General features: G+C 67.9%; 23 protein-coding genes and 5 pseudogenes. 19 read left to right on the top strand and 9 right to left on the bottom strand.

The window, feature by feature from the left end:
- The first annotated feature begins 208 nt into the window (after positions 1-208).
- The 5 genes from NC4_RS16715 (at position 209) to NC4_RS16735 (ending at position 6,183) form a co-directional block, all read left to right on the top strand.
- Positions 209-583 (top strand): hypothetical protein, encoded by a 375-nt coding sequence (locus NC4_RS16715; RefSeq protein ID WP_067538914.1) that lies wholly within the window; start codon positions 209-211, stop codon positions 581-583.
- Positions 584-821: 238 nt separating this feature from the next.
- The gene (locus NC4_RS16720; protein ID WP_067538917.1) at positions 822-1,682 is read left to right on the top strand and encodes a hypothetical protein; all 861 of its coding nucleotides are present in this window, start codon (positions 822-824) and stop codon (positions 1,680-1,682) included.
- Positions 1,683-1,858: 176 nt separating this feature from the next.
- Positions 1,859-3,943: an ATP-binding protein gene (locus NC4_RS16725; RefSeq protein WP_157554810.1), complete on the top strand. Its 2,085-nt coding sequence runs from the start codon at positions 1,859-1,861 to the stop codon at positions 3,941-3,943.
- A gap of 60 nt (positions 3,944-4,003) precedes the next feature.
- The gene (locus NC4_RS16730; protein ID WP_067538922.1) at positions 4,004-5,674 is read left to right on the top strand and encodes a WD40 repeat domain-containing protein; all 1,671 of its coding nucleotides are present in this window, start codon (positions 4,004-4,006) and stop codon (positions 5,672-5,674) included.
- A 14-nt stretch (positions 5,675-5,688) separates the two neighbouring features.
- Positions 5,689-6,183, top strand: a complete 495-nt coding sequence (locus NC4_RS16735; protein ID WP_067538924.1) for a nucleoside deaminase — start codon at positions 5,689-5,691, stop codon at positions 6,181-6,183.
- 4 nt (positions 6,184-6,187) lie between these two features.
- Here the strand turns inward: NC4_RS16735 and NC4_RS39080 are convergent.
- Positions 6,188-6,520: pseudogene (locus tag NC4_RS39080) on the bottom strand (zinc finger domain-containing protein); the annotation flags it as partial.
- 212 nt (positions 6,521-6,732) lie between these two features.
- Between NC4_RS39080 and NC4_RS16740 the strand changes: the two are divergent.
- On the top strand, positions 6,733-7,170 hold the full coding sequence (locus NC4_RS16740) for a hypothetical protein (RefSeq protein ID WP_067538926.1): 438 nt from the start codon (positions 6,733-6,735) through the stop codon (positions 7,168-7,170).
- A gap of 192 nt (positions 7,171-7,362) precedes the next feature.
- Here the strand turns inward: NC4_RS16740 and NC4_RS16745 are convergent.
- Positions 7,363-8,361 (bottom strand): annotated as a pseudogene (locus NC4_RS16745) (RNA polymerase sigma factor); the annotation flags it as partial.
- 240 nt (positions 8,362-8,601) lie between these two features.
- On the opposite strand from NC4_RS16745, the pseudogene NC4_RS39085 reads away from it, so the two are divergent.
- Positions 8,602-8,789: pseudogene (locus NC4_RS39085) on the top strand (cold-shock protein).
- Positions 8,790-9,537: 748 nt separating this feature from the next.
- Positions 9,538-9,888: a hypothetical protein gene (locus NC4_RS16750; RefSeq protein ID WP_067538927.1), complete on the top strand. Its 351-nt coding sequence runs from the start codon at positions 9,538-9,540 to the stop codon at positions 9,886-9,888.
- A gap of 166 nt (positions 9,889-10,054) precedes the next feature.
- On the opposite strand, the gene NC4_RS16755 is transcribed toward NC4_RS16750, so the two are convergent.
- Together NC4_RS16755 and NC4_RS16760 are read right to left on the bottom strand one after the other, a co-directional pair.
- Positions 10,055-10,867, bottom strand: coding sequence for an Fpg/Nei family DNA glycosylase (locus tag NC4_RS16755; RefSeq protein ID WP_067538929.1), 813 nt, complete (start codon positions 10,865-10,867; stop codon positions 10,055-10,057).
- A 3-nt stretch (positions 10,868-10,870) separates the two neighbouring features.
- Positions 10,871-11,344 (bottom strand): ribose-5-phosphate isomerase, encoded by a 474-nt coding sequence (locus NC4_RS16760; RefSeq protein ID WP_067538931.1) that lies wholly within the window; start codon positions 11,342-11,344, stop codon positions 10,871-10,873.
- A 375-nt stretch (positions 11,345-11,719) separates the two neighbouring features.
- Here NC4_RS16760 and NC4_RS16765 point away from each other — a divergent pair.
- Positions 11,720-12,613 (top strand): annotated as a pseudogene (locus tag NC4_RS16765) (M48 family metallopeptidase); the annotation flags it as partial.
- Positions 12,614-12,950: 337 nt separating this feature from the next.
- Here the strand turns inward: NC4_RS16765 and NC4_RS16770 are convergent.
- Positions 12,951-13,586, bottom strand: coding sequence for a mycothiol-dependent nitroreductase Rv2466c family protein (locus NC4_RS16770; protein WP_067538938.1), 636 nt, complete (start codon positions 13,584-13,586; stop codon positions 12,951-12,953).
- Positions 13,587-13,755: 169 nt separating this feature from the next.
- Between NC4_RS16770 and NC4_RS16775 the strand changes: the two genes are divergently transcribed.
- The 3 genes from NC4_RS16775 (at position 13,756) to NC4_RS16785 (ending at position 16,759) form a co-directional block, all read left to right on the top strand.
- Positions 13,756-14,976 (top strand): NAD(P)/FAD-dependent oxidoreductase, encoded by a 1,221-nt coding sequence (locus NC4_RS16775; RefSeq protein ID WP_067538945.1) that lies wholly within the window; start codon positions 13,756-13,758, stop codon positions 14,974-14,976.
- A gap of 118 nt (positions 14,977-15,094) precedes the next feature.
- Positions 15,095-15,496, top strand: coding sequence for a YciI family protein (locus NC4_RS16780; protein ID WP_067538948.1), 402 nt, complete (start codon positions 15,095-15,097; stop codon positions 15,494-15,496).
- Positions 15,497-15,511: 15 nt separating this feature from the next.
- Entirely contained in the window at positions 15,512-16,759 is a 1,248-nt protein-coding gene (locus tag NC4_RS16785) for an RNA polymerase sigma factor (RefSeq protein ID WP_067538950.1), read from the top strand.
- A gap of 2 nt (positions 16,760-16,761) precedes the next feature.
- On the opposite strand, the gene NC4_RS43985 is transcribed toward NC4_RS16785, so the two are convergent.
- On the bottom strand, positions 16,762-17,091 hold the full coding sequence (locus tag NC4_RS43985; RefSeq protein ID WP_281186313.1) for a helix-turn-helix transcriptional regulator: 330 nt from the start codon (positions 17,089-17,091) through the stop codon (positions 16,762-16,764).
- Positions 17,092-17,139: 48 nt separating this feature from the next.
- Positions 17,140-17,697: pseudogene (locus NC4_RS42720) on the bottom strand (cupin domain-containing protein); the annotation flags it as partial.
- 113 nt (positions 17,698-17,810) lie between these two features.
- On the opposite strand from NC4_RS42720, the gene NC4_RS16795 reads away from it, so the two are divergent.
- Positions 17,811-18,485, top strand: a complete 675-nt coding sequence (locus tag NC4_RS16795) for an NAD(P)H oxidoreductase (RefSeq protein ID WP_067538952.1) — start codon at positions 17,811-17,813, stop codon at positions 18,483-18,485.
- Between the two features lie 58 nt (positions 18,486-18,543).
- Here the strand turns inward: NC4_RS16795 and NC4_RS16800 are convergent, their stop codons facing one another.
- Positions 18,544-19,371, bottom strand: coding sequence for a phosphoribosylaminoimidazolesuccinocarboxamide synthase (locus NC4_RS16800; RefSeq protein ID WP_067538956.1), 828 nt, complete (start codon positions 19,369-19,371; stop codon positions 18,544-18,546).
- 263 nt (positions 19,372-19,634) lie between these two features.
- Here NC4_RS16800 and pepN point away from each other — a divergent pair, with 263 nt between their 5' ends.
- The 6 genes from pepN (at position 19,635) to NC4_RS16825 (ending at position 25,066) form a co-directional block, all read left to right on the top strand.
- Positions 19,635-22,226 (top strand): aminopeptidase N, encoded by a 2,592-nt coding sequence (gene pepN / locus NC4_RS16805; RefSeq protein ID WP_067538959.1) that lies wholly within the window; start codon positions 19,635-19,637, stop codon positions 22,224-22,226.
- 173 nt (positions 22,227-22,399) lie between these two features.
- A complete protein-coding gene (locus NC4_RS40265; RefSeq protein ID WP_157554812.1) occupies positions 22,400-22,537 on the top strand; it encodes a hypothetical protein in 138 nt (45 codons plus the stop codon).
- Positions 22,537-23,067, top strand: coding sequence for an enterochelin esterase domain-containing protein (locus tag NC4_RS16810; RefSeq protein ID WP_067538962.1), 531 nt, complete (start codon positions 22,537-22,539; stop codon positions 23,065-23,067). Before NC4_RS40265 ends, NC4_RS16810 begins: the two co-directional genes overlap by 1 nt.
- Positions 23,033-23,794, top strand: coding sequence for an alpha/beta hydrolase (locus NC4_RS16815; protein ID WP_084529237.1), 762 nt, complete (start codon positions 23,033-23,035; stop codon positions 23,792-23,794). The genes NC4_RS16810 and NC4_RS16815 overlap by 35 nt, the downstream gene beginning before the upstream one ends.
- An 88-nt stretch (positions 23,795-23,882) precedes the next feature.
- A complete protein-coding gene (locus tag NC4_RS16820) occupies positions 23,883-24,479 on the top strand; it encodes a ClpP family protease (RefSeq protein ID WP_067538973.1) in 597 nt (198 codons plus the stop codon).
- Positions 24,479-25,066, top strand: a complete 588-nt coding sequence (locus NC4_RS16825; protein ID WP_067538976.1) for a ClpP family protease — start codon at positions 24,479-24,481, stop codon at positions 25,064-25,066. The genes NC4_RS16820 and NC4_RS16825 overlap by 1 nt, the downstream gene beginning before the upstream one ends.
- A 75-nt stretch (positions 25,067-25,141) precedes the next feature.
- On the opposite strand, the gene NC4_RS16830 is transcribed toward NC4_RS16825, so the two are convergent.
- The gene (locus NC4_RS16830; RefSeq protein WP_084529238.1) at positions 25,142-25,543 is read right to left on the bottom strand and encodes a helix-turn-helix domain-containing protein; all 402 of its coding nucleotides are present in this window, start codon (positions 25,541-25,543) and stop codon (positions 25,142-25,144) included.
- Positions 25,544-25,648: the final 105 nt, after the last annotated feature.

Below are 25,648 nucleotides of genomic sequence, written 5' to 3' on the forward strand. Positions count from 1 at the left end.
CGCCACGAGCAATAACCCCGGCTGCGACACCGGCGGCGCCACGGCGGGCGGCAACGATCCCGGCTGCGCCGCGGCCGGATACGATCCCGTCCACACGGCTCCGGCAACCGATCTCGGGGGCGTCGACTTCGGTGGATTCAACGGCGGTGGTGACTGCTGGCCCCGATCCGGTTGCCGAACCGGTTCGTCTCGGGGAAGTTGGAGCGCGATGAACTACGGGCAGACGAACCACAGCCGGACCGGCTACGAACCGGCGCAGTACTCGCACGCGGGCGACCTCGGCTGGATCGGCTGCACCGCGACTTTCATCGGCGGTCTCGTCAGCGGCGCGATCATGACCTTCTTTTGCTTCGCCGTCTGCATATGGCTTTTCGCCTCGGCGCTGTGGGTCGCCTCCATTTATGTGGGCCCGGTCATAGCGCTGCTGTTGTGGCTGGCCATCGTCGCGATCCTGATTCCACTCTGGCGCCGCACCGGCGGCAGCCCGGCGGCCATGGTGTTCCTCGGCGGCCTGGGCGCGGTGCCGGTGACCTTGGGCGTCATTGCGGGCGCGGTGTGGCTGCTCTACGCGATGGCCACTTAACGCGGTATTTCGAGGAGACCCAGCGCACGGGTTTCACGATGGCGCGATCCGCAGCGGAATTCCCGGCCGACCACTCTGACCTGCGGATTTTCCACTGATTCGGCGCAGCGGCGTTGTTCGCCCGGTGCGCCGATCCGCACTCTGGTCTCCGCCCCGACGGGCAAGCATCTCGGTTCACCTCGAACCGACGGAGGGTTCCCAACCTGCCCGATGGTGCACACACCGGAAGGAAACGACCATGAGCATCACCAAGTCGAAACTGGCCATCGTGACTGCCTTCGCCGCCGCCGTACCGGTCGCGGTCTGCGCCGCCACCGCCTCGGCTACGCCCCTGGCTCCGGCTTCCGTGCAACAGGTCGGCTCGGCGCCCAGCGCCATCTCCGCGCCGCCCGTCATCCTGGCGCCGTCGGACAGCGCCGCCTCCTGGGAGGCGACTCCGGCCGACCCGACCCGCGCGCTGCGGAACGAGGTCAAGACCGGTCCGGTGACCATCGGCAATGCCGCCACCGCCGGTGCGGCGCGCGGCGCGGCCGTCGGCGGCGTCGTCGGCGCGGTGGTCGGCGGCGCGTCCGGCACACTGCCCGGCGCGATCGTCGGCGCCGGTGCGGTCGGCCTGGCGGGTATGGCCGCCGGTGGTCTGGCGGGCGCCGCTATCGGTGCGGGCGTCGGCTGTCTGGTCGGCCTGCCGTACTTCCTGGTGGGCTGTATTGTCGGCGCGCCCATCGGCGCCGCGCTGGGCTTCCCGGTCGGCCTGGCTATCGGCGGCACCACCGGCGCTGTGCTCGGCGCGGCGACCGGTGCGGCCGCCACCGCACCCATCGCCTTCCCGATGGGTGCGGCCGTCGGCGCGTTGGTCGGCGCGGGTGTGGGCGCGCTGGCGGGTGCCGGACTGGGCGCGGCCGACTTCTTCGCCATCGACGAAATGACCCCGGGGCCGGTCACGAGCCCCGTCTCCGCGCCGGTGATCCCGGCCGCGGCCCCGGTCGCGGCGGATCCCGCCCCGATTCAGGCCGATCCGATCGCGGCCGGTATCCAGCAGATCACCGATGCGGGCACCGCGCTCGCCGCGTCGTTCGGCGTGCAGCTGCCGGTGTTCTGATCCACCTGGATGCGGCGGGTCCGGCTCATGCCAGCCGGACCCGCTTCGCGTCGTTTTCGGACATCCGATCGTTGTCTGAAAAGTAGCTGGTTAGCACCTGCGGCCTGCTAGCGTCAGTCGCACGGAATTGCCCCGGTGTTCACAGCGAGTCACAAGACTTTCCGAGGAGCCAGCGGGTGGTAGCAGCCGGTGCGCGCAGGCGCTTCGCCGAGAGATTGACCGAGCTGTTCGAGACAGCCGGATCGCCGACCATTAAGTCCATTGTGCGACGGGCGAATGCGCGTGGCGTGCCGGGCAGTTCCCCGGTCACGGTGCAGCGGGTGAGCGATTGGCGCCGGGGCAATCGGGTGCCCGCCACCTGGGAGTCCGTCCTTCCGGTGCTGGCCGTGCTGATCGGCGACGCCAAGGCCCGCGAGCTGCCCGAAACCCTCGATCCCACCCTGCTGGAGCTGCATCGCTGGCGGGTTGCCTGGCAGCAGGCCAAGGATGATCAGGGCGATCTGGCCCTGCGGGTGCGCGAGCCCGGATATCCGCCCTATCGCGGCCTTTCGCCCTACGGCGCGGCCGATGCGGACCTGTACTTCGGCCGCGAGAACGACCGGGAAGCCGTCTTCGACGCGATCGGGGTGTTCGAGGAGGACGACGGCCTCCCCCGGCTGGTGCTGCTGGTCGGCGTGTCCGGCGCCGGAAAGTCCTCCCTGCTCGCGGCGGGCCTGCAAGCCCGGCCCGAAGACCATGCGCCCGTATTGTTCACCCCCGGTGCGCATCCGGCCGCCGCGCTACGCGAAGTATTGACTGGTCTACCCGAGACCGGCGATGTACTGCTGCTCATCGACCAGGGCGAGGAACTGTTCACCCTCTGTACGGACGAGACAGAACGCCGGGAATTCATCGCCGAACTCGCGCGGGCGACCAATCCGGCGGCCGAGCGCCCGCTCACCGCGGTCATGGCCATCCGGTCCGACTTCTTCAACGACGTCATTCAATTCCCGATGCTGGCGCACGCGATGCACCAGAGTTCGGTGATCGTCGGCGCCATGAGCGAGGACGATCTACGCCGGGTCATTACCGGACCCGCCCTGGCCTGTGGCCTGAAGGTGGAACCCGCGCTCGTCGATCTCATCCTGCGCGATCTCGCGACCGCCACCTCCGAGGACGGCAAAGCCGCACTGCTGCCACTGCTTTCGCATGTGCTGGAGACGACCTGGGCCAATCGCAGCGGTCGCACCCTGACCCTGGACGCCTATCGCGGGGCGGGTGAGATGGCGGGGTCGGTCGCGGCGGCGGCCGAGCGCATGTGGTCCTCGCTCACGCCCGCGCAGCAGGACACCGCCCGTTCGGTCCTGCTGGCGCTGACCATTATCGGGCCGCGTTCGGTCTCGCGGAATCGCTTGTCCCGCAAGGTCATTATCATCGAGTCCGAGGACGCGGCGGCAACCGAGGCGGTGATCGATCGGCTGGTCGCCGCCCGGCTGGCGATCGTGCACGACGACGAGATCGAGCTGCTGCACGACGCGATCCCCCGGGCCTGGCCGCGCATGGCCGAATGGGTGTCGGCGGAAAGGGAACTCGCTCCGGCCCGGCACCGCATCGAGGAGGACGCCCGCGGCTGGTACGCCGCTGGGAAACCGGATGCGATGCTGTACGGAGCAAAGCGACTGGAGCCCGCCGAATCGGCGCTCGGCGGCGGTTCGATCAATCGCGTCGCCCGGGAGTTCATCACGCGCTCGCGGCGGCGGCAGCGCGAAATCCTCAGGCGGCGAAGGCTGTTGCGCGCCGCCGCGGCGCTGCTCGTGGTGGGCGTGCTGGTCGCGACCGCACTCGTGGGCACGCAGCGCCGGGCCCTGGCCCGGGAGCAGAGCGATGCGCGGATCGCCGCCCTGGTCGCGGAGTCGCGGCGGGCGGTGGACTTCGATCCGGCGGACGCGACCCGGATGGCCTTGGCCGCCTATCGACTTCGCCCGGGCGATCCCGAGGCCCAGGCCCGGCTGCTGGCCACCCAGTCCACCTCGGTCATCAACGCGTCCTCCGATCGCCATGCCGGACGGGTGAACGGGCTGGCCTATCATCCCGGCACCCGCCTGCTCGCCAGCGCGGGCGACGACACCCTGGTCCGCCTGTGGACCACCCACGGCGGCCAGCGGCCGATGGCCGTGCACGCCGGATTGCGCGGTCATTCCAAGGCGGTGAGCTCGGTCGCCTTCGCACCCGGCGGTACGGTGCTGGCCAGCGCCGGGTACGACCGCACCGTGCGGTTCTGAGATATTCGCGATCCGAAAGAACCTCGCGCGCTGGGTGTTTCGGAGATCGGCTCGGCGGTATTGGCGCTCCTGTTCACCGCGGACGGCAGGTCGCTGATCACCGCGGACGACAGCGGCGCGCTCTCGCTGCTGGATGTCACCGATCCGACGGCGCCCCGCCTGCGGAAAACCGTTGCCGCGCATACCGGTCCGACCTCGGCGCTGGCGCTGAGCGCGGACGGGACGCTGCTCGCCAGCGGCAGTGACGATCGCACGGTGCGGCTGTGGGATATCACCGATCCGGATCGCCCGGCGCCGGTCGGCGCACCGCTCGCCGCCGAGCGCGACGGTGTGCGCGGACTCGCCATCAGCCCGGACGACTTGCTGGCCGCCGGTTTCGCGGACGGCTCGGTGCGGCTGTGGTCGCTCGCGGACCGGAATGCGCCCCGGGAGTTCGGTATTCAGCAAACCCGGCACGGCGGCGCGGTGGACGCGCTGGTCTTCGGCCCGGGTCAGCTCACCTCGGGCGGCGCCGATGGCGCGGTGGCCCTGTGGCAGCTCACGCCGTCCGGATTCCAGCCCGTGGGGCATCCGGTCCGCGGCAACCGGGGCGCGGTGCCCGCCCTGGGGCTGACCCAGGACAACAATCTGATCTCCGCCGGTGGCGACGGGCGGATCCGGGTCTGGTCGCTCCCGCCCGCCGATATCCCGGTCCTCACCGATTCACCGTTCACCTCGGTCGATGTGGACGCCACGGGCGATCTCCTGATCACCGGCGAGGACGATGGCGACTTCCAGTTGTGGTCCATCGACGATGCCCACCGGGTGACCTTCGCCGGTGCGGCGCATGCCGCGGTGGCGCCGAACAGCGGTGTGTGGGTGGGGATTCGACCCGACGGCCGCACGCTGGTGGCCGCCGACTCCGGTGGCGGCGGATTCCAGCTCTGGGATGTGGCCGACCCGAGTCACCCCACCCCGCTCGGATCGCCGCAACGACTGCGCACGCGCTATTTCACCGCCGCCGTCTTCGGCCCGGACGGCAGCTTCCTGGTCACCGGTGATGACGACACCTCGCTGCGCCTGTGGGACGTCCGCGATCCGGCGCGCCCGGTTCCGCTCGGATCGGCCGCCGCGGACACCACGAGGTCCTTTCGGTCGCTGGCCATTTCCTCGGACAGCAAGCTCGCCGCGACGGGAGCCGGTGATGCGATCATCTACCTCTGGGACATCAGCGATCGCAATCATCCGGAATTGCGGGCCCGCCTGACCGGCCATTCCGGTCCGGTGGCCGCACTCGCCTTCGCCCCGAACGGCCGCTACCTCTTCAGCGGTGGCGACGACGAGTCGATTCGCTCCTGGGACATCAGCGATCCGACCGATCCGCGACCGTCCGGCCGAACGCCCGCCCACACGTCGCCGGTCACGGATCTCTCACTGGACCAAACCGGTCGCCGCCTGGTGTCCGCCGGTGTCGATCAGACCGTCCGGCTGTGGGATGTCACCGATCCCACCGCCATCGATCCGATCGGCAGCAGCTTGTCCGCCGAATTCGGCTGGCGCTGGTTCACCCGCTTCGACCGGAAGGCGGACAATCGCGTCTTCGGCATCGGCGACTCGGTCTCGGAGCTCTGGGTGACCGATCCGGCGGAGGTGGCCGCGGACCTCTGCCGCCGCGGCGTCGGCGCCACCGGCGACGATGTCGGGCACAGCGAACTCCTCGAGGGAATTACGCTCTGCCCCGAACCTTCGTGACAGGAGGTCGCCGCATGAGCACCGCCACTGTTTTGACCGACCGGGACCGCGCGAACCTGCACACCGCGATCGCCATCGCGCGACGCGCGCGCGAACACGGCAACCACCCCTTCGGCGCGCTGCTGGCCGGACCCGGCGGCGAGGTGCTGCTCGAAGCGGAGAACACCGTCACCACCAACCGCGATGCGACCGGTCACGCCGAGACCAACCTGGTCCGGCTCGCCACCGCGAAATACGACGCCGAATTCCTGCGCACCTGCACCCTCGTCACCAGCACCGAACCGTGCGCCATGTGCGCGGGAGCCATCTACTGGGGCAATATCGGCCGCGTGGTCTACGCCCTCGGCGAGGACCAATTGCTCGCCCTGACCGGCGCCGACCCGGAGAACCCCACCATGGCCCTGCCCTGCCGCGAGGTCTTCGCCGCCGGACAGCGCGATCTGCCCGTCATCGGGCCGATCGACATCCCGGAAGCAGCCACCGTCCACGACGGCTTCTGGACCAGGTAACGACCTAGCTGGGCTGACAGGTGGGGCACCAGAACAGGTTTCGGCCCTCCATCACCGTGTGGAGAACAGGACTTCCGCACAGTCGGCAAGGCTCCCCCGCACGCCGGTAGACGTAGGTGCGAGGGCGATCGGTGGCGTAAGACGGTGCGCCATGGTCGTGTTCGGGACGCACGACGTGCATCCGCCCGCGGCGGACACCGACCTTCATCAACTCCACGAGGTCCAGCCACATCGCATCCCATTCGGTGCGGGACAACGACTTTCCGGGACGATGCGGCGAGATGCCGTGCCGGAAGAGAACTTCCGCCCGATAGACATTGCCGACCCCGGTCAGTATCCAATTAGTTCACCCTAGCTGAGCCGACGATATCCATCCAGATCCAGCGATCGCATCTGCTGGCGGCGTACGATTGCGGATCGCTCAGTCGCAGCGGCCCGTGCGCTGCACGCGACGGCAAGGCTCGAGGCCAGCGGGAGCCTTCGGTCTTCGCCGCAGGCATCGAGCACGCGGTCCACGCACGGGGCTCGGGTGGCCACTCGCAGGACCTTGTGCTGGGCCACGGCGTCGAGGCCGGATATCAGGTCCGCTGCATGGTCGAGGAGGTCTGCAACGGCTGGTTCATCGCACAAGTAGCACTACTGACGCGCCTGGTGGCGACCGAGCTGGTCGAACAAATGCTCGCGCACACCGATCCCGGTGACGCCTTGACCGTCGGGCTCGAACTGCGCGGTCCACACCTGCTCGTCTGTGTCCACACCCCGCGCGCAGTGCCCGCACCCCCGCTCGTGCCGCCAACCGACGTCGTCGACATCCCCGCCATCATGACGCGTCTCACCACCGCCTGGGGACAGGCCCCGCGACCCGACGGCGGCTACACACGATGGGCGAGATCGCCGTCGATCAACCCGCCTGCGGCTCGCACCGGCCCGAACCGGAACCTCGACGTGCCGTGGTGGCGTAGGGTCGGGGACATCGAGGCCGTGTAGGCCTTCCAAACAAAGGACCAACCAGTTGTCCGACAAATCTCCGCGCAGCAAAATGTCCAAGGCTCAGGGCAAATCCCTGAAGGCGAAACGAGCGGAGAAGAAAGCCAAATCGGCTGACTCGCAACCCGGAGTCGAGGGCTTCGAGAACAAGAGTAAGAAGGGCCGGTAGCCCGCGGTCGACTGCGCTCGCCGCTATTCGAGGTAGTCATGGAGCAACCGCGAGCGTGATGGGTGGCGGAGCTTCGACATCGTCTTCGACTCGATCTGGCGGATCCGCTCGCGGGTGACACCGTAGATCGTCCCGATGTCGTCGAGGGTCCGGGGCCGCCCATCGTCCAGGCCGTAGCGCAGGCGCATGATGCTGGATTCACGCTCGCTGAGTGTGTCGAGTACTGCCCGCAACTGCTCCTGCAGCAGGGTGAACGCCACCGCCTCGACAGCCTCGACGGCCTCGACGGCCTCGGAGTCTTCGATGAGATCACCGAACTGGGTTGTGCCATCGTCACCGAGGGTCTGATCCAATGAGATCGGTTCCCGTGCGATCTGCCGAATTTCGAGAACCCGCGCGGGGGTAATCTCCAATTCGTCGGCAAGCTCGTCGACGGTGACCTCACGCCCCAGCTGCTGAAACAGTTCGCGCTCAACACGTCCGAGCTTGTTGATGATCTCCACCATGTGCACCGGTATCCGAATGGTGCGGGACTGGTCGGCCATGGCGCGAGAAATCGCCTGGCGGATCCACCAGGTGGCATAGGTCGAGAACTTGAATCCTTTGCTGTAGTCGAACTTTTCGACCGCCCGCACCAGACCCAGATTGCCCTCCTGGATCAGGTCGAGGAAAGCCATACCGCGTCCGGTGTAGCGCTTGGCGATCGATACAACCAGGCGCAGATTCGCCTCGAGCAGATGATCTTTGGCTGCGATGCCGTCGCGCACGACCCAGGTCAGGTCCCGGCGGCGCGCGACCGTGAGACCCGAGGGATCGCAAGACTCGGCACACAGCTTCTCCGCCGCGTACAACCCGACCTCGATGCGGACCGCGAGATCGACCTCTTCGGCCGCGGAGAGCAAGGGAACTCGCCCGATCTGCTTCAGATACGCACGGGTCGAATCCCCCGCGGCGGTGAGCTCGGCCTCCTTGCGCGCCCGTAGCAGCGCCGGGGACTTCTCCTCATCCCAGACGCCATCATGCTCCGCCACGGCGGCCGTGGAGTCTCGGTCGTTCGTTTCGCCCGCGGTCTTTGCCACATTCGCCTCTCCGAGAGATTCGGGTGGCATCGCGATTCGAGAAACTGGACCGCAGAGAGGCCTCGAGCGGTTCGGCAATCACCGGAACCACTGACCAGCCTACTGGCAACAGACCAGTCCAAGCGACTACCGCACGCGGCGTACCTCAGGCCACGCCCGGCACGGCCCTCGTCACCGCGCAGTGTGAAATGGTTCAACGCTGAAAAAGGCTTCGGCTTCATCGCCCAGGACGGCGGTGGCCCGGACGTCTTCGTGCACTACTCGGCCCTGAGCGGCGCGGGTTACAAATCCCTCGACGAGGGTCAGCGCGTCGAGTTCTCGGTGGAGCAGGGCCAGAAGGGCCCCACGCCACGGACGTCCGCGCCGTCTGATTCCGCGCGATCGACTCCTGGAGAGTTTCGCATCGAGGTCGGTGCGAAGCTCTTCTACATCGGGCGGTCTGGACCGGGACACGATCAGGGGCCGGGATTCGGCTCTTCGATGAGCCTGGACGGGTGCTACCGCATGTTACCGAGCAGTGCGGTAAAGGTGGCGAATTCTCCTGGAGGAACACAGATTCGCCGGTGTGGTAGCTGGTCGAGCGCGACAGGGAACCGGTCGCTGGGAGTGACTACTGTGCGGCGTGGCCGGTCGGTTGTGGTGTGCTGACGTCCGATCCAGGCGTGCATGTCCGGTGAGTCGATACTGGGCAGAGGGATGACCGCGTGTGCCCAATCCAGTCCGACGACCGCTGGGGCAGCGGCTGCCACGCTCACGATCACAGCGTCGGTGCTGTGCCAGTCTAGACGCATTGCCGGACCCGCCTTTCGCTACACCCACTGAGGAAGAGGTCCGTAGCGAATGGACAGGCTCGGCAGCGGTGAAAGCCCCTGCAGTCAACGATAGGCGCAATCGTCGGACGCATGTCGGTCATGGACGAAGTTCGCCGTACCGGGTAATAGTGTCGGCCGGGCTCGATGGGTATAACGTGAACTGATGGTGACCGCTCGTACATCGCCGTCCCGGCGGTGTCCTCACCTCTTACCCGGCCGGTCGATGGCCAGACAGGAGCGCCTCGATGACGCTGCTCCACAAAGGTTTTCATGATCGAACAACCCCGGACCGGACCAGGTGCGGTCGATGAGCACCCACGATGAAACGGCAGGCGACCGGCAGGCGGCGTGGAACGACAACGCCGGCGAGCTCACCGACGACGACGCCGGGGTCGCAGCGTTTCTGACCCTCGGTGACGATGTCGTACGCAACCTGCTGGATGTGCTGCAGCGCCTGGACCGGATCCGCGGCGTCGTCGAGGACACCAAATCCACACTGCTACAGGTGGGTTCGGCCAGCATCGACCTACGCGATCTGATCGCGCGACTGGAGACCGACCTACGTAGCGCGAACACCGCGATGCTCGCCATCACCGGCAACTGGCTGATGTCCTTGCCCGAGCGTCAAGGACCCCTCACCATCCGCTCACCCCGCTGAAGTCCTGCACGAGCCCGAAACACGCCCGATCGGAGAGGCGGGTCCGGTTATCTCGGGGCGAGGTTCCGCGCCTGGACACGCAGGTTGACGACGCCCCCGGCTGGGGCGCTGACCCGCCGGAGCTTCGTCACATGGTGAGAGAAGTCGATCCAGCCCTGATCGGTGTTCAATGGGGCTGGCAGGTCGGGCACCAGAACAGGTTTCGGGCATCCAGAACCGAGTGCAGAACCGTGGTACCGCATAGGCGGCAGGGGTTTCCGGCTCGGCGGTAGACGTAGGTGCGCGGCTTGTCCTTGGCGTAGGCCGGTGCACCGTGATCATCCTCGGGGCGGACGACGACGATCTTACCGCTGCGAACGCCGACCTTCATGAGGTCGACCAGGTCGGCCCACATCGCTTGCCATTCTTCGTAAGCGAGTTCGGCACCGGGGCGGTCCGGCGAGATGCCGTGGCGGAAAAGAACTTCGGCTCGATAGACATTGCCGACCCCGGCCAGGATCTTCTGGTCCATGAGCAGGGCGCCGATGGGACGCTGGGAGCGGTGGATACGGGCCCAGGCGCGATCCGGTTCGGCGTCCTTGCGCAGCGGGTCGGGGCCGAGGCGGTCGATGAGGGCGGCGACCTCGGGTTCGAGGAGGATTTCGCAGGCGGCGGGGCCGCGCAGGTCGGTGCCGTAGACCTCGCCGGTGCGGCCGCCGCCGATGAGGCGCATGCGGACCTGGCCGACGGGTTCGCCGAGGGGATAGGGGGATTCGGTGAAGGCGCCGTACAGGCCCAGGTGGACGTGCACGATCAGGCCCGAATCGTAGTGGTGCAGCAGGTGTTTGCCCCAGGCTTCGGCGCGGGTCAGGACCCGGCCGTCGAGGCGGGCCGCGTCATCGGCGAAACGGCCCTGGGGGCTCGACACTCGAACCTGACCGTCGGCGAAACGCTTGTGGTGCAGTTTCGCCAGGCGGTGCAGCGTATGGCCTTCCGGCACAGGTCAGTACGCGGGGACGGCGGGGGCGACGCCGGTCTTCTCGTACTCGGCGAGGATGTCGATGCGGCGCTGGTGGCGCTCCTCACCGGACCAGGGGGTGGTGATGAAGGCGTCGACGATGGCGAGCGCCTCGGACAGCGTGTGCATGCGGCCGCCGATGCCGGCGAGCTGGGCATTATTGTGCTGGCGGGCCAGCTGGGCGGTTTCCACGCTCCAGGTCAGGGCACAGCGGGCGCCGGGGACCTTGTTGGCGGCGATCTGCTCGCCATTGCCGGAGCCGCCGAAGACCAGGCCCAGCGAGCCCGGGTCGGCGACGGTGCGGCGGGCCGCCTCGATGCAGAAGGCCGGGTAGTCGTCGAGGGCGTCGTATTCGAGAGCGCCGCAGTCGACGACCTCGTGGCCCTGCCCCTCCAGGTGAGCCTTGACGTGGTTCTTCAGTTCGAAGCCGGCATGGTCGGCACCCAGGTATACGCGCATGGCAGCGATTCTGTCAGGAGCCAACTCTCGGGACTCTCAGGGGGCTCCGCCCCCGAACCCCCAGGCAACTCCCGCGGGCTCCGCCCCCCGAACCCCCAGGCAACTCCCGCGGGCTCCGCACCCAAACCACCAGCGCACCGGCGGGCGCGTCGAGAACTGAATAGAGTGCAGGTCATGACGTCCGACGATCGACCATTGCCGCCGACCGCGCATGCGGGGGGACCTCCGGCCACCGGGCAGCCGGGCTGGAATCCGGTGACCGGTATGTCCGGGTGGAATCCGCACGTGGGGCCGCCGGGGTGGGCTCCGCAGCAGGCTTATTCGCCGCCGCAGATTCCGCCACATCAGCACACTCGCGGCCTGTCGCCGTTCGGGATGCCCGCGCGGCACAGCTGGGAGATCCCGCTGCTGGTGGTCGTGGTGGTGATGACCGCCCTCGTGTATCTGTTCGCCGTGCTGATGCTGGTCACCGGCACGCTGAACGACTATGTGCTGATCATGGTGTTCGCGCCGGTACTGCTGTGGATCGGGCGCGGTATGAACTACGCGACCCTGCGCGTGAACGGCGTGAGGATATCGCCGACGCAGTTCCCCGAGGGCTATCGGATGGTGCAGGAGGCGGCGGCGCGCCTCGGTATGAAGGAAGCGCCGGACGCCTACGTGGTGCTCGGCAACGGCGCCATCAATGCCTTCGCCTCCGGGCACGGGTTCCGGCGATTCGTGGCCGTCAACAGCGATCTGTTCGAAATCGGCGGCGCCGCACGGCAGCCCGATGCGCTGGCATTCATCATCGGCCACGAGGTCGGGCACATCGCGGCCGGGCACGTCTCCTACTGGCGGCAGTTCGGCATGTTCCTGGTGCCGTTCCTGCCGGGCCTGGGCAGTTCGCTGATCCGCTCGCAGGAGTACACGGCCGACAACTACGGCTACTGCAACCGGCACACCGGGGCTCCCGCCGCCATGCAGACCCTGGCCGGGGGCAAGTACCTCAACAGCCTGGTGAGCTTCGACGAGATGGCCGATCGCGCCGCCGTCGAGAAGGGCGGCTTCATCTGGTTCGTGAATGCCATGTCCAGCCATCCGGTGCTGACCTGGCGCATGTGGGCGCTGCGCGACCGCAGTCGGCACGGGCGGCTGTTCCTGCGCCCGAGCGCGCCCATGCAGCCGCCGACCCCGCCGCCGTACGGCTATCCGCCGTATCCGCAAGGGCCACAAGGTCAGCCGTACCCGTATCCGCAGGGTGGATACGGCGACACCCCGACGCAGTACAGCGTCGGCGGACCCGGCGGCGGACCCATGCCGTACCCCAACCCCGGCGGGTACGGCGGCCCGCCGCCCTACTCCCCCGGCGGCTATGGCGACAGCGGCTGGGCCGGTCCGGGCGGATACGGCAGCCCGGCCGATTCCGGCGGGTACACCAGTTCGCCGACACAGTCCGAACCCGGGTCGGGATCACCGAGCTCGTCCGATTCGGGCAGCTCGTCGAGCTCCTCCGACTCGGGCGGCTCGTCGGGTTCCTCGGATTCAGGCTCGTCGAGCTCGTCGGGCTAGAGCGCCGTGGTCAACCGGCGGGGTCCGGCAAGTCCGGACCCCGCCGGAATCCGCTTCAGTCGAATTCCGGATCCTCGGTGCGGGTGCGCTTGAGCTCGAAGAAGTGCGGGTAGGAGGCGAGGGCGACGACGCCGTCCCACACCTTGCCCGCCTCCTCACCGCGCGGAATGCGGGAGAGCACCGGCCCGAAGAAGGCCACATCGTTGACGTGGATGGTCGGCGTGCCGACATCCTTGCCGACCTTGTCCATTCCGGCGTGATGCGAGGCGCGCAGGGCCTCGTCGTGGTCGGTGCTGTCGGCGGCCTCGATCAGTTCCGCGGGCAGACCGGTCTCGGCGAGCGCCTCGGCGATTACGGCCTTCAGCAGGTCCTCGCGGCCCTCGTACTCGGCGCGGCGATTGTGCAGGCGGGTGCCGAGCGCGGCGTAGAGCGGCGGCAGCACCTTGTCGCCGTGCGCCTGCGCGGCGGCGATGGCGACGCGCACCGGACCCCAGCCGGTCCGCATGAGCTCCTGGTACTGCTCGGGCAGGCCCTCGCGGTCCTCGTTCAGGACCGACAGGCTCATCACATGGAACTGGACCTCGATATCGCGCACCTGCTCGACCTCGAGAATCCAGCGGGAGGTGATCCAGCACCACGGGCACAGCGGATCGAACCAGAAATCGACCCGATCCTTCTTGGCGTCGCTCACGGGAGCTTCCTTTCGCAGGGAATCCGGCCGGTGGGGAACGGCCGTTCCCCATGCGCAACAACAGACATTCTTCCCGGTATTTCCGCCGGGCCCCCGCAATCTCGCGTTAGGGTCGGATATCAAGCCTCATCGTCGGCGGCCGCCGCGCGCGGCGCAGGGAGGTTCGGCCATGACCACACATTCCAGGTTCGTGATCGCGGGCGGCGGGCTCGCGGCGGCCAAGCTCGCGGAGGCCTTGCGGGCCAATGATTTCGACGGCACCGTCCATCTGATCTGCGCGGAGGAGCGGCTGCCCTACGAGCGGCCGCCGCTGTCCAAGGACTGTCTGCTGGGCAAGAAGACGCCCGAGGACGCCATCGTGGATCCGGCGCAGTGGTATCGCGACCACCATATCGAGGTGCTGCTGGGCACCACCGTCACCGCCATCGATCGCGCCGCCAATACCGTTGCGCTGCCGGACGGTACGACCCTCAACTACGACAAACTGGCGCTGGCCACCGGATCCCGGCCGCGCAAGCTGCCGATTCCCGGCTCCGACGCGACCGGGGTGTACACGCTGCGCAATGCCGAGGACACCGAGGCGCTGCTGGAGATGTTCCGCGCCGCACGGCGATTGGTGGTGATCGGCGCCGGGTGGATCGGCCTGGAGGTGACGGCCGCGGACCGCAATGCCGGACTCGAGGTCACCGTGCTGGAGTCCTTGGCCGTACCGCTGCAGAACGCCCTGGGCCCGGAGATGGGCGCGGTCTTCGCCCAGCTGCACCGCGATCACGGCGTGGATCTGCGCTGCGAAACCCGGGTGGCCGAGATCGTGACCGCCGACGGGCGCGCCACCGGCGTCAAACTGGCCGACGACACCGTCATCGATGCCGATGCGGTGCTGGTGGCGGTGGGCGCGCGGCCGAATATCGAGCTCGCCGCCGACAGCGGCCTGGCCACCGACGGCGGCGTGCTGGTGGACGAGAGCCTGGCCACCAGCGATCCGGATATTGTCGCCATCGGGGATATCGCCGATCAGCAGCATCCGCTGCTGGGGCAGCGGATCCGGGTGGAGCACTGGGCGAATGCCCTCAATCAGCCCGCGGTCGCGGCCGCCACCATGATGGGCAAGCAGGCCGTCTACGACCGGCTGCCCTACTTCTTCACCGATCAGTACGACCTCGGGATGGAGTACACCGGATATGTGGCGCCCGGTCAGGACGCCCGCGTGGTGGTCCGCGGCGATCTCGGTAAGCGGGAGTTCGTGGCGTTCTGGCTGGATTCGGGCAATCGGGTGCTGGCGGGCATGAACGTTAATGTCTGGGACGTGACCGAGCGGATCAAGGAGCTGATCCTGAGCGGCGAACCGGTCGATCCGGAACGATTGGCCGATACGAGCGCGCCGCTATAGCCACCGACGTGATGACCGTCACATCGATCGAATCCGAAAGTACGTCGAAGACGCGGGTGGGGTTCCGACCTGTCCGTGAGAGCGCCACCGCGGCGCACCGCACCATAGGAGCCCCACCATGAAGTACATGCTGATCAAGACCTACGCCCCCGCCGCCCACTGCGATACCCCGATGAACGAGTGGTCGATGGAGGAGATCCAGGCGCACATCGACTTCCAGCGCGTGCTCGGCGAGGAGCTCGCCAAGTCGGGCGAACTGGTCGACGCCCAGGGTCTCGCGGGTCCGGACGAGGCCCGGCTGGTCAGCTCGGACGGGCGGTCCGCACCGGTGATCACCGACGGCCCGTTCCCCGAGACCAAGGAATTCCTGGCGGGCTACTGGATCGTGGATGTGGACAGCCCGGAGCGGGCGATCGAGATCGCGGCCAAAGCCTCCTCGGGCCCCGGTCCAGGTGGTAAGCCGATCGGTGAGTACATCGAGGTGCGGGCGATCATGGGCGCACCGGCCACCGAGCTGTAGCCGTTCGCACCGTAGATGTCTGCCGCTACCTACGAAATCGAGGACCTGCTGCGTGAACTCGCGCCGCAGGTCCTCGGCGTACTCGTGCGCCGCAGTGGTGATTTCGACGCCGCCGAGGACGCCCTGCAGGAGGCCATGCTCGCGGCGGCGGCGCAGTGGCCCGAGGGCGGGCTGCCGGAGAATCCGCGCGCCTGGCTGATCTCGGTGGCCCAGCGCAGGCTCGTCGATACGATCCGCGCCGAGGTGGCTCGGCGCAATCGGGAGGCCGCCGATGCGCTGCGCGAGGTCCCGATGCCCGCCGATGTGCTGTCCGACGGCGATGCCGAGCGGGACGACAGCCTGACCCTGTTCTTCCTGTGCTGCCATCCGGTGCTGACCCCGGCGAGTTCCATTCCGCTGACCTTGCGGGCGGTGGGCGGGCTCACCACCGAGGAGATCGCCCGCGCCTTCCTGATCCCGGAGGCGACCATGGCGCAACGCATCTCGCGCGCCAAGAAGCGGCTCGCCGGAGTGGATCGGCCCTTCGCCGGATCCGGTGGGGAGGGCGAGTATCCGAACGAATGGCGCGACCGGGTCGGGGCCGTGCTGCATGTGCTCTATCTGATCTTCACCGAGGGCCACACGACCACCGGCGCGCACCTGCACCGCACCGACCTCTCCGCCGAGGCGATCCGCCTGACCCGCGCCCTGCACCGGCTGCTGCCGGGCGACACCGAGGTCACCGGCCTGCTCGCGCTGCTCCTGCTCACCGATGCCCGCCGCGCCGCCCGCACCGGACCGCACGGTGAACTCATTCCGCTGGCCGAACAGGACCGGAGCCGCTGGAACAGCACCGCCACCGTCGAGGGCGTCAAGCTGGTGACCGCCACACTGTCCACCGGCCTCACCGGGCCGTATCAGATCCAGGCGGCCATTGCCGTGCTGCACGCTCAGGCGCGGCGTGCCGAGGAGACCGACTGGACTCGAATCCTGGTGCTGTACGACAAACTCGAAGCCCTCGCACCCAATCCGATGGTGACGCTGAATCGCGCCGTCGCCACCGCCATGGTGCACGGTCCGCAGGCCGGACTGGATCTGGCCGCCAGCGTCGCCGAAACCCTGTCCGGCTCACACCGTCTCGACGCGGTCCGCGGCCATCTCCACGAAATGGCCGGTGACCGCGAACAAGCCGTGGCGCACTACCTGGCCGCCGCGAACCGCACGCACAGCACGCCCGAACGCAATTGCCTCACCCTGCGCGCGGCGCACCTGCGGGACGCCTGAACTCAGGCCGCGACCGCCGCGCTGCGAAAAGCCTTGGGGATCATGCCGCGATGACGCTTGAACGCGGCGCTGAAACCGAAAGCGTCCGCGTAGCCGACCTTCTTGGCGACCTGGGCGACGGTGAGATCGGAATCGGCGAGGAGTTCCTCGGCTTCGTCCATCCGGCATTCGGTGAGGTAGTTCAGCGGCGGCTGCCCCATGACCGCGGCGAAGCGTTTGGCGAAAAGCGCCCGGGAGACACCGGATTCGGCCGCCAGGGCGGCCACCGTCCAACCCTTGCCGGTGTAGGTGTGGATGGCTTGCAGGGCGGGGGCGACGATCTCGTCGGCCATACCGCGGTACCAGTGCGGGGCATCCGCGCCCGCCTGCTCGAACCAGGTGCGCAGGGTACAGACCAGGCCCCAGTCCAGCAGGCGGTCCATCATGGCCTGCGATCCGGCGCTGCGGGCGGTGGCATCGGTGGCGGCGGCCTCCAGCCAGGGGCAGACCTCGGTTTCCTCGCTGATCACCAGGACCTTGGGCAGCGCGCGCAGCAGCCGGTCGTGGCGGCGGGCGGGGGCCTGATACGCGCCCACGATCAAGGCGGTCGCATCCGGTTGTGCAGTGCCCCAGTGGATTCCGCGCAGCTACTCACCGGCGCAGTCGGAATCCGGAGTGAAGCAGGAGATTTCGTAGTCGGTGTTCGGTCCGGTGAGCGAGGCCTGATCGTCGACCAGGCGGGAGGGTTCGGGACCCTGCACGATCGCGGTGTCTCCCAGGCTGATCCGGGTGCGGGTGCCGTCTGCGAGAATCAGGGTGCCGCCGCCGCGGAAGACGCTGATCATGGTGAGCGGGGCACGGTCGGCGAAGTGAATGGTCCACGGGCCGTCCAGCACCGCGGAGGTCACGACCGAGCCTTCGGCGCGAATGCCGCTCAGCAAGCAACTCAAGGGGTCCACACCTCGAGCGTAGACGATCTCCTATCGATCGGAGCTTTTCACCCATGGAACGTCCATGGATTTCCCGATGTACTGGATCTACCGAACAAGATCGCATCGCAGGAGGAAAGCCCATGTCGCAGTCCGAAACCCGCACCGCCCTCGTGGTCGTCGCACACCATCGCAGCGATTCGCTCACGGCGTATCTCGCGGGCCGCACCGCACGGCGGCTCGAGGCGCAGGGTTATACGGTCGACCTGCTCAACCTGCACGAAGAGGGCTTCGACCCGCGCATGACCGTCGCCGATCAGCCCGATTGGGGCAATCGCGAGAAGGTCTACTCCGAGGAGACCGAAGCGCATATGCGCCGCGTTCTCGCCGCCGATATCGTCGTCGCGGTGTTCCCGATCTACTGGCAGAACGTTCCGGCCATCCTCAAGGGCTGGATCGACCGGGTCTGGAGCTACGGCTTCGCCTACGGTCGCAGCAAGCCGCGACTGGCCGGAAAGCGCATGCTGTGGCTGGGATTGGCGGGCGCGACCGAGGACGACGCCATCATTCCGGCCATGCGGGAGGTGCTGGAGAACCAGCTCAGCGCGGGTATCGCCTACTACTGTGGGTTCACCCGATCCACCGTCGCCATCCTGCCCGACGCCGAGGAGCGGCCGCAGCGCCTCGACGCCGAGGGCAATCTGTCGATCGGCGAGGCGGTGGCGGGCGCCGCGCGTGACGCCCACTTCGCCGCGCTCGAACTGCGGGCGCTCGGTTACGTCGACGAATTCGTTGCGCTGGAGCGGGTTCCGGCCTGAACGACACCGGCCGCGCATGCCCGTGGGGATGCGCGGCCGTGGCTTCGGGAACCGCCGGTCAGCTCCAGCTGCGACCGGTGATGAGTTCGTAGGCCTGCATGTACTTCCGGCGGGTCGCCTCGACGATCTCGGCCGGAATCTCCGGGCCGGGGGCCTCCTTGTTCCAGCCGGTCGAGGTGGACCAGTCGCGCACGAACTGCTTGTCGAAGGAGGCCTGCGGGCGGCCGGGCTCGTAGGAGTCGGCGGGCCAGAAGCGGGAGGAGTCGGAGGTCAGGACCTCGTCGGCCAGGGTGAGAACGTCACCGTCCCAGCCCCATTCGAGCTTGGTGTCGGCAATGATGACGCCGCGGGCGGCGGCGTGCTCGGCGCCGCGCGAGTACACCTCGATGGTCAGGTCGCGCAGTTTCTCCGCGACCTCCTTGCCCTCCTGGTTCACCACATCGTCGAAGGTGATGAACTCGTCGTGGGTGCCGACCTCGGCCTTGGTGGTCGGGGTGAAGATGGGCTCGGGCAGCTTGTCGCCCTCCCGCAGGCCCGGCGGCAGCGCGATACCGGAGACCTCGCCGGTGCGGTTGTACTCGGCCAGGCCGGAGCCGGTCAGGTAGCCGCGGGCGATGCACTCGACCTTCACCATGGTCAGCTTCTTGGCGCGCACGGCGCGGGCGCCGAACTCGGCGGGCACATCGGTGGTGGAGATCAGGTGATTGGGCACGTCCGCGAGGAACTCGAACCACCAGTTCGACAGCTGGGTGAGCATCGATCCCTTGTCCGGGATCGGGGTGGGCAGCACCACGTCGTACACCGACACCCGATCGGAGGCGACCAGGATCAGCTCGTCGCCGTCCTCGTACAGGTCGCGCACCTTACCGGCGTGGATGTGTTTCAACGGTCCTCCTCGAACTGGATGCTGGCGCTGCCGCCGCACAGCCTACCGACGTGTGGTGCCGGTACCTGGCGCGCATCGGCCATCGGCGACCACAACGCAGCCATGGGCTCCGGCGACGTGGCAAGCTGGGCAACGTCGCGCCCGCGGCATCGCGTGAACACCGCGTTCCGGGTCCGGGTGGGCGCACCGCATGACGGTGGGCAGCGTCGCCCGCACCGCTGCGTGAACGCACGGCACAGTTCTCCGAGAGCGAAGGAGCCCCCTTGTCCGCACCGAATCTCACCCGCGAGCAGGCGATCGAACGCTCCGCGACGGTCCAGGTGGAGAACTATCGCGTCGAACTGGATCTGACCGGGCAGCCCACCAGCGCCGAGGCCACGCGCAGTGAAACCTTCTTCTCGCGCTCGACGGTGAAGTTCACGGCCACCGCGGGTGCGCGGACCTTCATCGATATCGTGGGCGCGGGCGTGCGGTCGGCCATCCTGAACGGGACGCCGCTGGACGTGAGCGGCTACGACGAGTCCGAGGGCCTGGCCCTGACCGGACTGGCCGAGCGCAACGAGCTGGTGGTCGAGGCCGACTGCGAGTACTCGCACACCGGTGAGGGCCTGCACCGGTTCGTCGATCCCACCGACAACAAGGTCTACCTGTACTCGCAGTTCGAAACCGCCGACGCCAAGCGGATGTTCGCCTGCTTCGATCAGCCGGACCTCAAGGCCACGTACGACGTGATCGTCACCGCGCCGCAGGACTGGGAGGTCATCTCCAATGGCGCGACCACCTCGACGCGCACCATCGGCACGGTGGTGGAGCACACCTTCGACACCACGCCGCGCATGAGCACCTATCTGGTGGCGCTGATCGCGGGTCCGTACGCCAAGTGGACCGACACCTACGTCGATGAGCACGGCGATATCCCGCTGGGCATCTACTGCCGTGCGTCGCTGGCCGAATTCATGGACCACGAAAGGCTTTTCACCGAAACCAAGCAGGGTTTCGGCTTCTATCACGCGAATTTCGGTGTGCCGTACGCCTTCGGCAAGTACGACCAGCTGTTCGTGCCCGAATTCAATGCGGGCGCCATGGAGAACGCGGGCGCGGTCACCTTCCTCGAGGATTATGTGTTCCGCTCCAAGGTGACTCGCGCGTCCTACGAGCGCCGCTGCCAGACCGTGCTGCACGAGATGGCGCACATGTGGTTCGGCGATCTGGTCACCATGAAGTGGTGGGACGACCTGTGGCTGAACGAGTCCTTCGCCACCTTCGCCTCGGTGCTGTGCCAGGTGAGCGCGACCGAATACACCAATGCCTGGACCACTTTCGCCAATGTGGAGAAGTCCTGGGCGTACCGACAGGATCAGCTGCCCTCCACCCATCCCATCGCGGCGGACATCCCGGATCTGGCGGCGGTCGAGGTGAACTTCGACGGAATCACCTACGCCAAGGGCGCTTCGGTGCTCAAGCAGCTCGTGGCCTATGTGGGTGAGGAGCCGTTCCTGGCGGGTCTGCGCGACTACTTCGCCGAACATGCCTACGGCAACGCCACTTTCGATGATCTGGTGGGCGCGCTGGAGAAGGCGTCGGGGCGCGATCTGTCGGACTGGGGCGCGCAGTGGCTCAAGACCACCGGCCTGAACATCCTGCGGCCCGAGTTCACCGTGGACGCCGAGGGCAACTACGACACCTTCAGCGTCATCCAGGAGGGCGCGGCCCCCGGCGCCGGTGAGCGCCGCGTGCACCGCCTGGCCATCGGCGTGTACGACGAGCAGGACGGAAAGCTGGTGCGCACCAAGCGCGTCGAGCTCGATATCGATCCGGCCGAGCGCACCGCGGTGCCCGAGCTGGTCGGCGTCGCCCAGGGCAAGCTGGTGCTGGTCAACGATGACGACCTCACCTACTGCTCGGTCCGCCTGGACCCGGCCTCGCTGGAGACGGTGGTGGCCCGCATCGCCGATATCGCCGAACCGCTCCCCCGCACGCTGGCCTGGTCGGCCGCCTGGGAGATGACCCGCCAGGCCGAGATGCGCGCCCGCGACTTCGTGGCCCTGGTGCAGCGCGGCGTCGGCGAGGAAACCGAGATCGGCGTGGTGCAGCGCCTTCTCATGCAGGCCCACACCGCCCTGTCCAGCTACGCCGACCCGGCCTGGGCCGACACCACCGGCTGGCCTGAATTCGCCGACCGCCTCCTGGACCTGGCCCGCGCCGCCGCACCCGGTTCGGACTACCAGCTGGCCTTCGTGAACGCCCTCACCGGCGCCAAGCTGGCCGTCCGCCACGTCGAGGCGCTGCGTCAGATCCTCGAAGGCGATCTCACCGCCGCCAACCTGCCCGGTATCACGGTCGACACCGACCTGCGCTGGCGCATCATCCAGGCCCTCGCCGCGGCAGGTGACATCGACGCCGACGGACCCCAATCCCCCGTCATCGACGCCGAACTGGAACGTGACCCCACCGCCGCGGGCCGCCGCCAGGCCGCCGCGGCCCGCACCGCCCGCCCCCAGCTCGGCGTCAAGGAATCGGCCTGGGCCACCGTCATGCACGACGACGCGGTCCCCAACATCACCGCCCGCGCCATCGTCAGCGGCTTCGCCCCCGTCGGCCAGTCGCACCTGCTGTCCGGCTTCACCGAACGCTACTTCGCCGAAATCCCCGGCGTCTGGGAACGCCGCTCCAGCGAAGTAGCCCAAACCGTCGTAGTCGGCCTCTACCCCCACTGGTCCATCACCGAGGAATCAGTCGCCATCGCCGACAAATTCCTCTCCGCCGACCACCCCCCGGCCCTGCGCCGCCTGGTAGTGGAAGGCAAGGCCGGAATCGAACGCTCCCTCCGCGCCCGCGCCTTCGACCAGCAGTAGCAAACCCCGGTCACGCCCCCTGCGAAACCCGCAGGGGGCGTACCCATTTCCCGCGCCAGGATCAGCCCATGAACAGCCCCCAACCCCGCTCACGGTCGGGCCGAACCACAGCGATATCACCCGCCAACCACCCCGCGCTCCGCGAGCTGGGTCGAGACACGACGGAAGTCTCTGTGGCCATGCCGTTCCCGGTGATCTCGCTGGAGGGCGCGCTGCTGGCCGCCGACACCCGGTTCGCCGACACCACCGGACGCCGAACAGGCACACCGCGCGGGCAGCGGCACACGGTCCGTGGGAAGGTGGCGCCTTGATGGATAGCCCTCGGCTGCGGGGACTGCTGCATGCGGTGCGGGGGCGGCGCGGTGCGGCTGTCGATGAGTTCTGGGACGAGATCGGCAGGGGTGGAACGCCGCTCATCGAGCCGAGGCGGGAGGCGGATCGTCGGCTGGTGACGCTGCTGTGGCGGGAACGGGAGCCGATCGCGGGGGTGTATGCACTGGTCAATCGGCTGACCGACAAGGGGCGCGTGGCAGCGGGGATGATGCGGCGGATACCGGATACCGATATTTGGTTCGTCACTTTCGAACTCCCGGCCGCGCTGCGCAGCAGTTATCGGTTCTATCCGTACGGCGAGTGGGATCGGTTCTTCGGCAATGGGGTTCCCGCTCATCTCGATGCCAAGGCGCTCATGGCTCGGACGGTGGCCGATCCACACAATCCGGGGTCTGAGAGTTCCAGCGGGCGAGGGTTCGGGTCGGTGCTCGAGTTGCCTTCGGCGCCATCGCTTGCCGAGTGGGCGAACATGGATGCGGTCGCGGCCGGGACACAATCCGCATTTTGAATTCTCCACGACTGCTGGCGATCACGCCTATCGCATTCGGCAATACCTTCCGGCTGCGCCCATTCCGGAGGGCGGACTGCCGATGCTGGTGCTGCTCGATGCGCAGCGCTGGTTCGATGATTTCAATCTGCCTGCGGCCATCGACGCGGCAGTCGGTTCCGGGCGGTGCGCGCCGATCGGTGTCGTCGGCGTGGAATCGCCTGCTGCGCCACAGGATCGAATGCGGCAGTTGGGGGCTGATCAGCAGTTCGTTCGAATGCTGGCGGAGGAGCTCATTCCGTTCGTCGAATCTCGCGGGGCGGAGTGGGCGGGGCGCGAACGGCGAATTCTGTGTGGGCAGAGTCTTGGGGGGCACACCGCGCTGGCGGCCGCGTTGTGGACACCGGAGGCATATGGGACCGTGCTGGCTCAGTCGCCGTCGGTGTGGTGGCGGCCGGATGGGAGCGTGAATCCGAATACCTACTCCGACAGTTCGACCTCCTGGCTGTTCGAGCAGTTTCAGGAAGCGACGGTAGGGCCGGTGCGCCTCCAGATCGCTGCCGGTTCGAACGAGGGGTTGCTAACCGAGCACCTGTACCGGCTCCAGGATCTGCTGTCGGACAGGGGTTTTCGGAACCGGTTGCAGGTCTACACAGGCGGTCATGATTACGCCTGCTGGGCTGCCGCGATGATGGGCGACTTGGCCGAGGTGTGCGGTGTAATGCGCGATCATCGGTCAGCACTCTGACCTGCTCTTTCGTCCACGCTGCCGTGAGCGGATCTGCTCACAGCAGCGTGGGGCGAAATCCGGGGCGCCGCTGCGGCACGGTGGATTCATGGGAGACAACAAGCCGATGTTCAACTGGTGCACACACGAACAACTGTTCAGCCGAAGGATTCTGGTGCTCGACGGGGCGCTGGACGACGACAACGGGGCGCTGCTCATGACGCAGTTGCTCACCCTGGCGACCGAGGATCCGGAGGCGGGGATCTCGCTGTGGATCCATTCGCCCGGCGGATCGGTTCCGGCCATGCTCGCCATCCGCGACGTCATGCGCCTGGTGCCGTGCGACGTGTCCACGCTGGCGCTCGGATTGGCGTGCAGCGCCGGGCAATTCCTGCTTTCCGCCGGAACCCCGGGCAAGCGTTTCGCCCTGCCGCACGCGCGCATCCTGATGCATCAGGGTTCCGCGGGCATCGGCGGCAGCGCGGTGGAGGTCGAGGTCCAGGCCGACGATCTGCGCTACACCGTGCAGACCGTGCTCGGCCTCATCGCCGAGGACACCGGCCAGCCCTTCGACCAGATCTACGACGATTCGCTGCACGATCGCTGGTTCACCGCCACCCAGGCCCGCGAGTACGGATTCATCGACGGCATCGTCGACTCCTTCTGGCAGGTCGTCCCGCAACGCCACAAGGTAGGTATCTCCTGATGACCAGCTGCACCATCCCCAATGTCATCGCCCAGCGCCCGCGCGGCGAGCGCATCATGGACGTCTATTCGCACCTGCTCACCGAACGCATCGTCTACCTGGGCACCCCGATCGACGCGGGCGTAGCCAATGCCCTCATCGCCCAACTCCTGCACCTGGACGCCGACAGCCCGGGCCAGGACATCAACCTCTACATCAACTGCGAGGGCGGCGACTTGTCCGCCATGCTCGCCGTCTACGACACCATGCAGCACATCAACTCCCCCGTGGTCACCACCTGCGTGGGCCAGGCCATTGCCGTCGGAGCCGTGTTGCTGGCAGGTGGCGCCCCGGGCCGCCGCACCATGCTCCCGCACGCCCGCGTCGTCCTGCACCAACCCTCCGCCAGTGGCCGCGGCACCATCCCGGACCTCATCATCCAGGCCGACGAAATCGTCCGCATGCGAGCCGCCATCGAACAGATCCTGTCCAAACACAGCGGCCAGTCCGCGGAAGCCCTCCGCCGCGACACCGACCGCGACCGCGTCTTCACCGCCGAAGCAGCCCTCGCCTACGGCCTGGTCGACCAGATCCTGGGTCCGCGCTGATCTGAAACACCATCGACCGGGAACTGGTGGCGGGACCTTCTCGGCAAACGCCGCCACCATTTCCCGGTCGATGAGCTAAGCGGCGAGCGCCATGAGAACAGGACCAGTTGGCCGGTATCCGGCGGGCGGCCGCGTGATGGACGCCAGCCGTTGACAGCGCAACTCGTCGGCGACCTGCCCGGTGAGATCGCCCAGCGTAGTCCCCAACGCCCCCGCAAGATTCGAGATCATCTCACTGGAGGGGTCCTTCCGCCCGCGCTCCACCTCCGACAGATGCTGCGGCGAAATCCCGGCCCGCCCAGCAGTTTCAATGAGCTTCTCCCCCTGCTCCTGCCGCAACGCCCGCAACTGCTCCCCCAGCACCTCCCGCCACAACGGCTCCCGCCCGGCCTCCTCCCGCGGCCGCTCCTCCCGTCCCCCGGGAATCGAACGCAGACGCGGAAACTCCGGCGCGGCCGGAACAGCAGGCTCGGACATAGCCCGAGCCTAAGGCGACAGCAACCCCCGCACCCGCCATTACGCTCTGGGCGTACAAGCAAACCGTGCGCTCACACCCGCTACCGGGTGTGGGCTCAACGGAAT

Origin of the sequence: Nocardia crassostreae (genome assembly GCF_001613405.1) — a bacterium.
Lineage (GTDB): Bacteria > Actinomycetota > Actinomycetes > Mycobacteriales > Mycobacteriaceae > Nocardia > Nocardia crassostreae.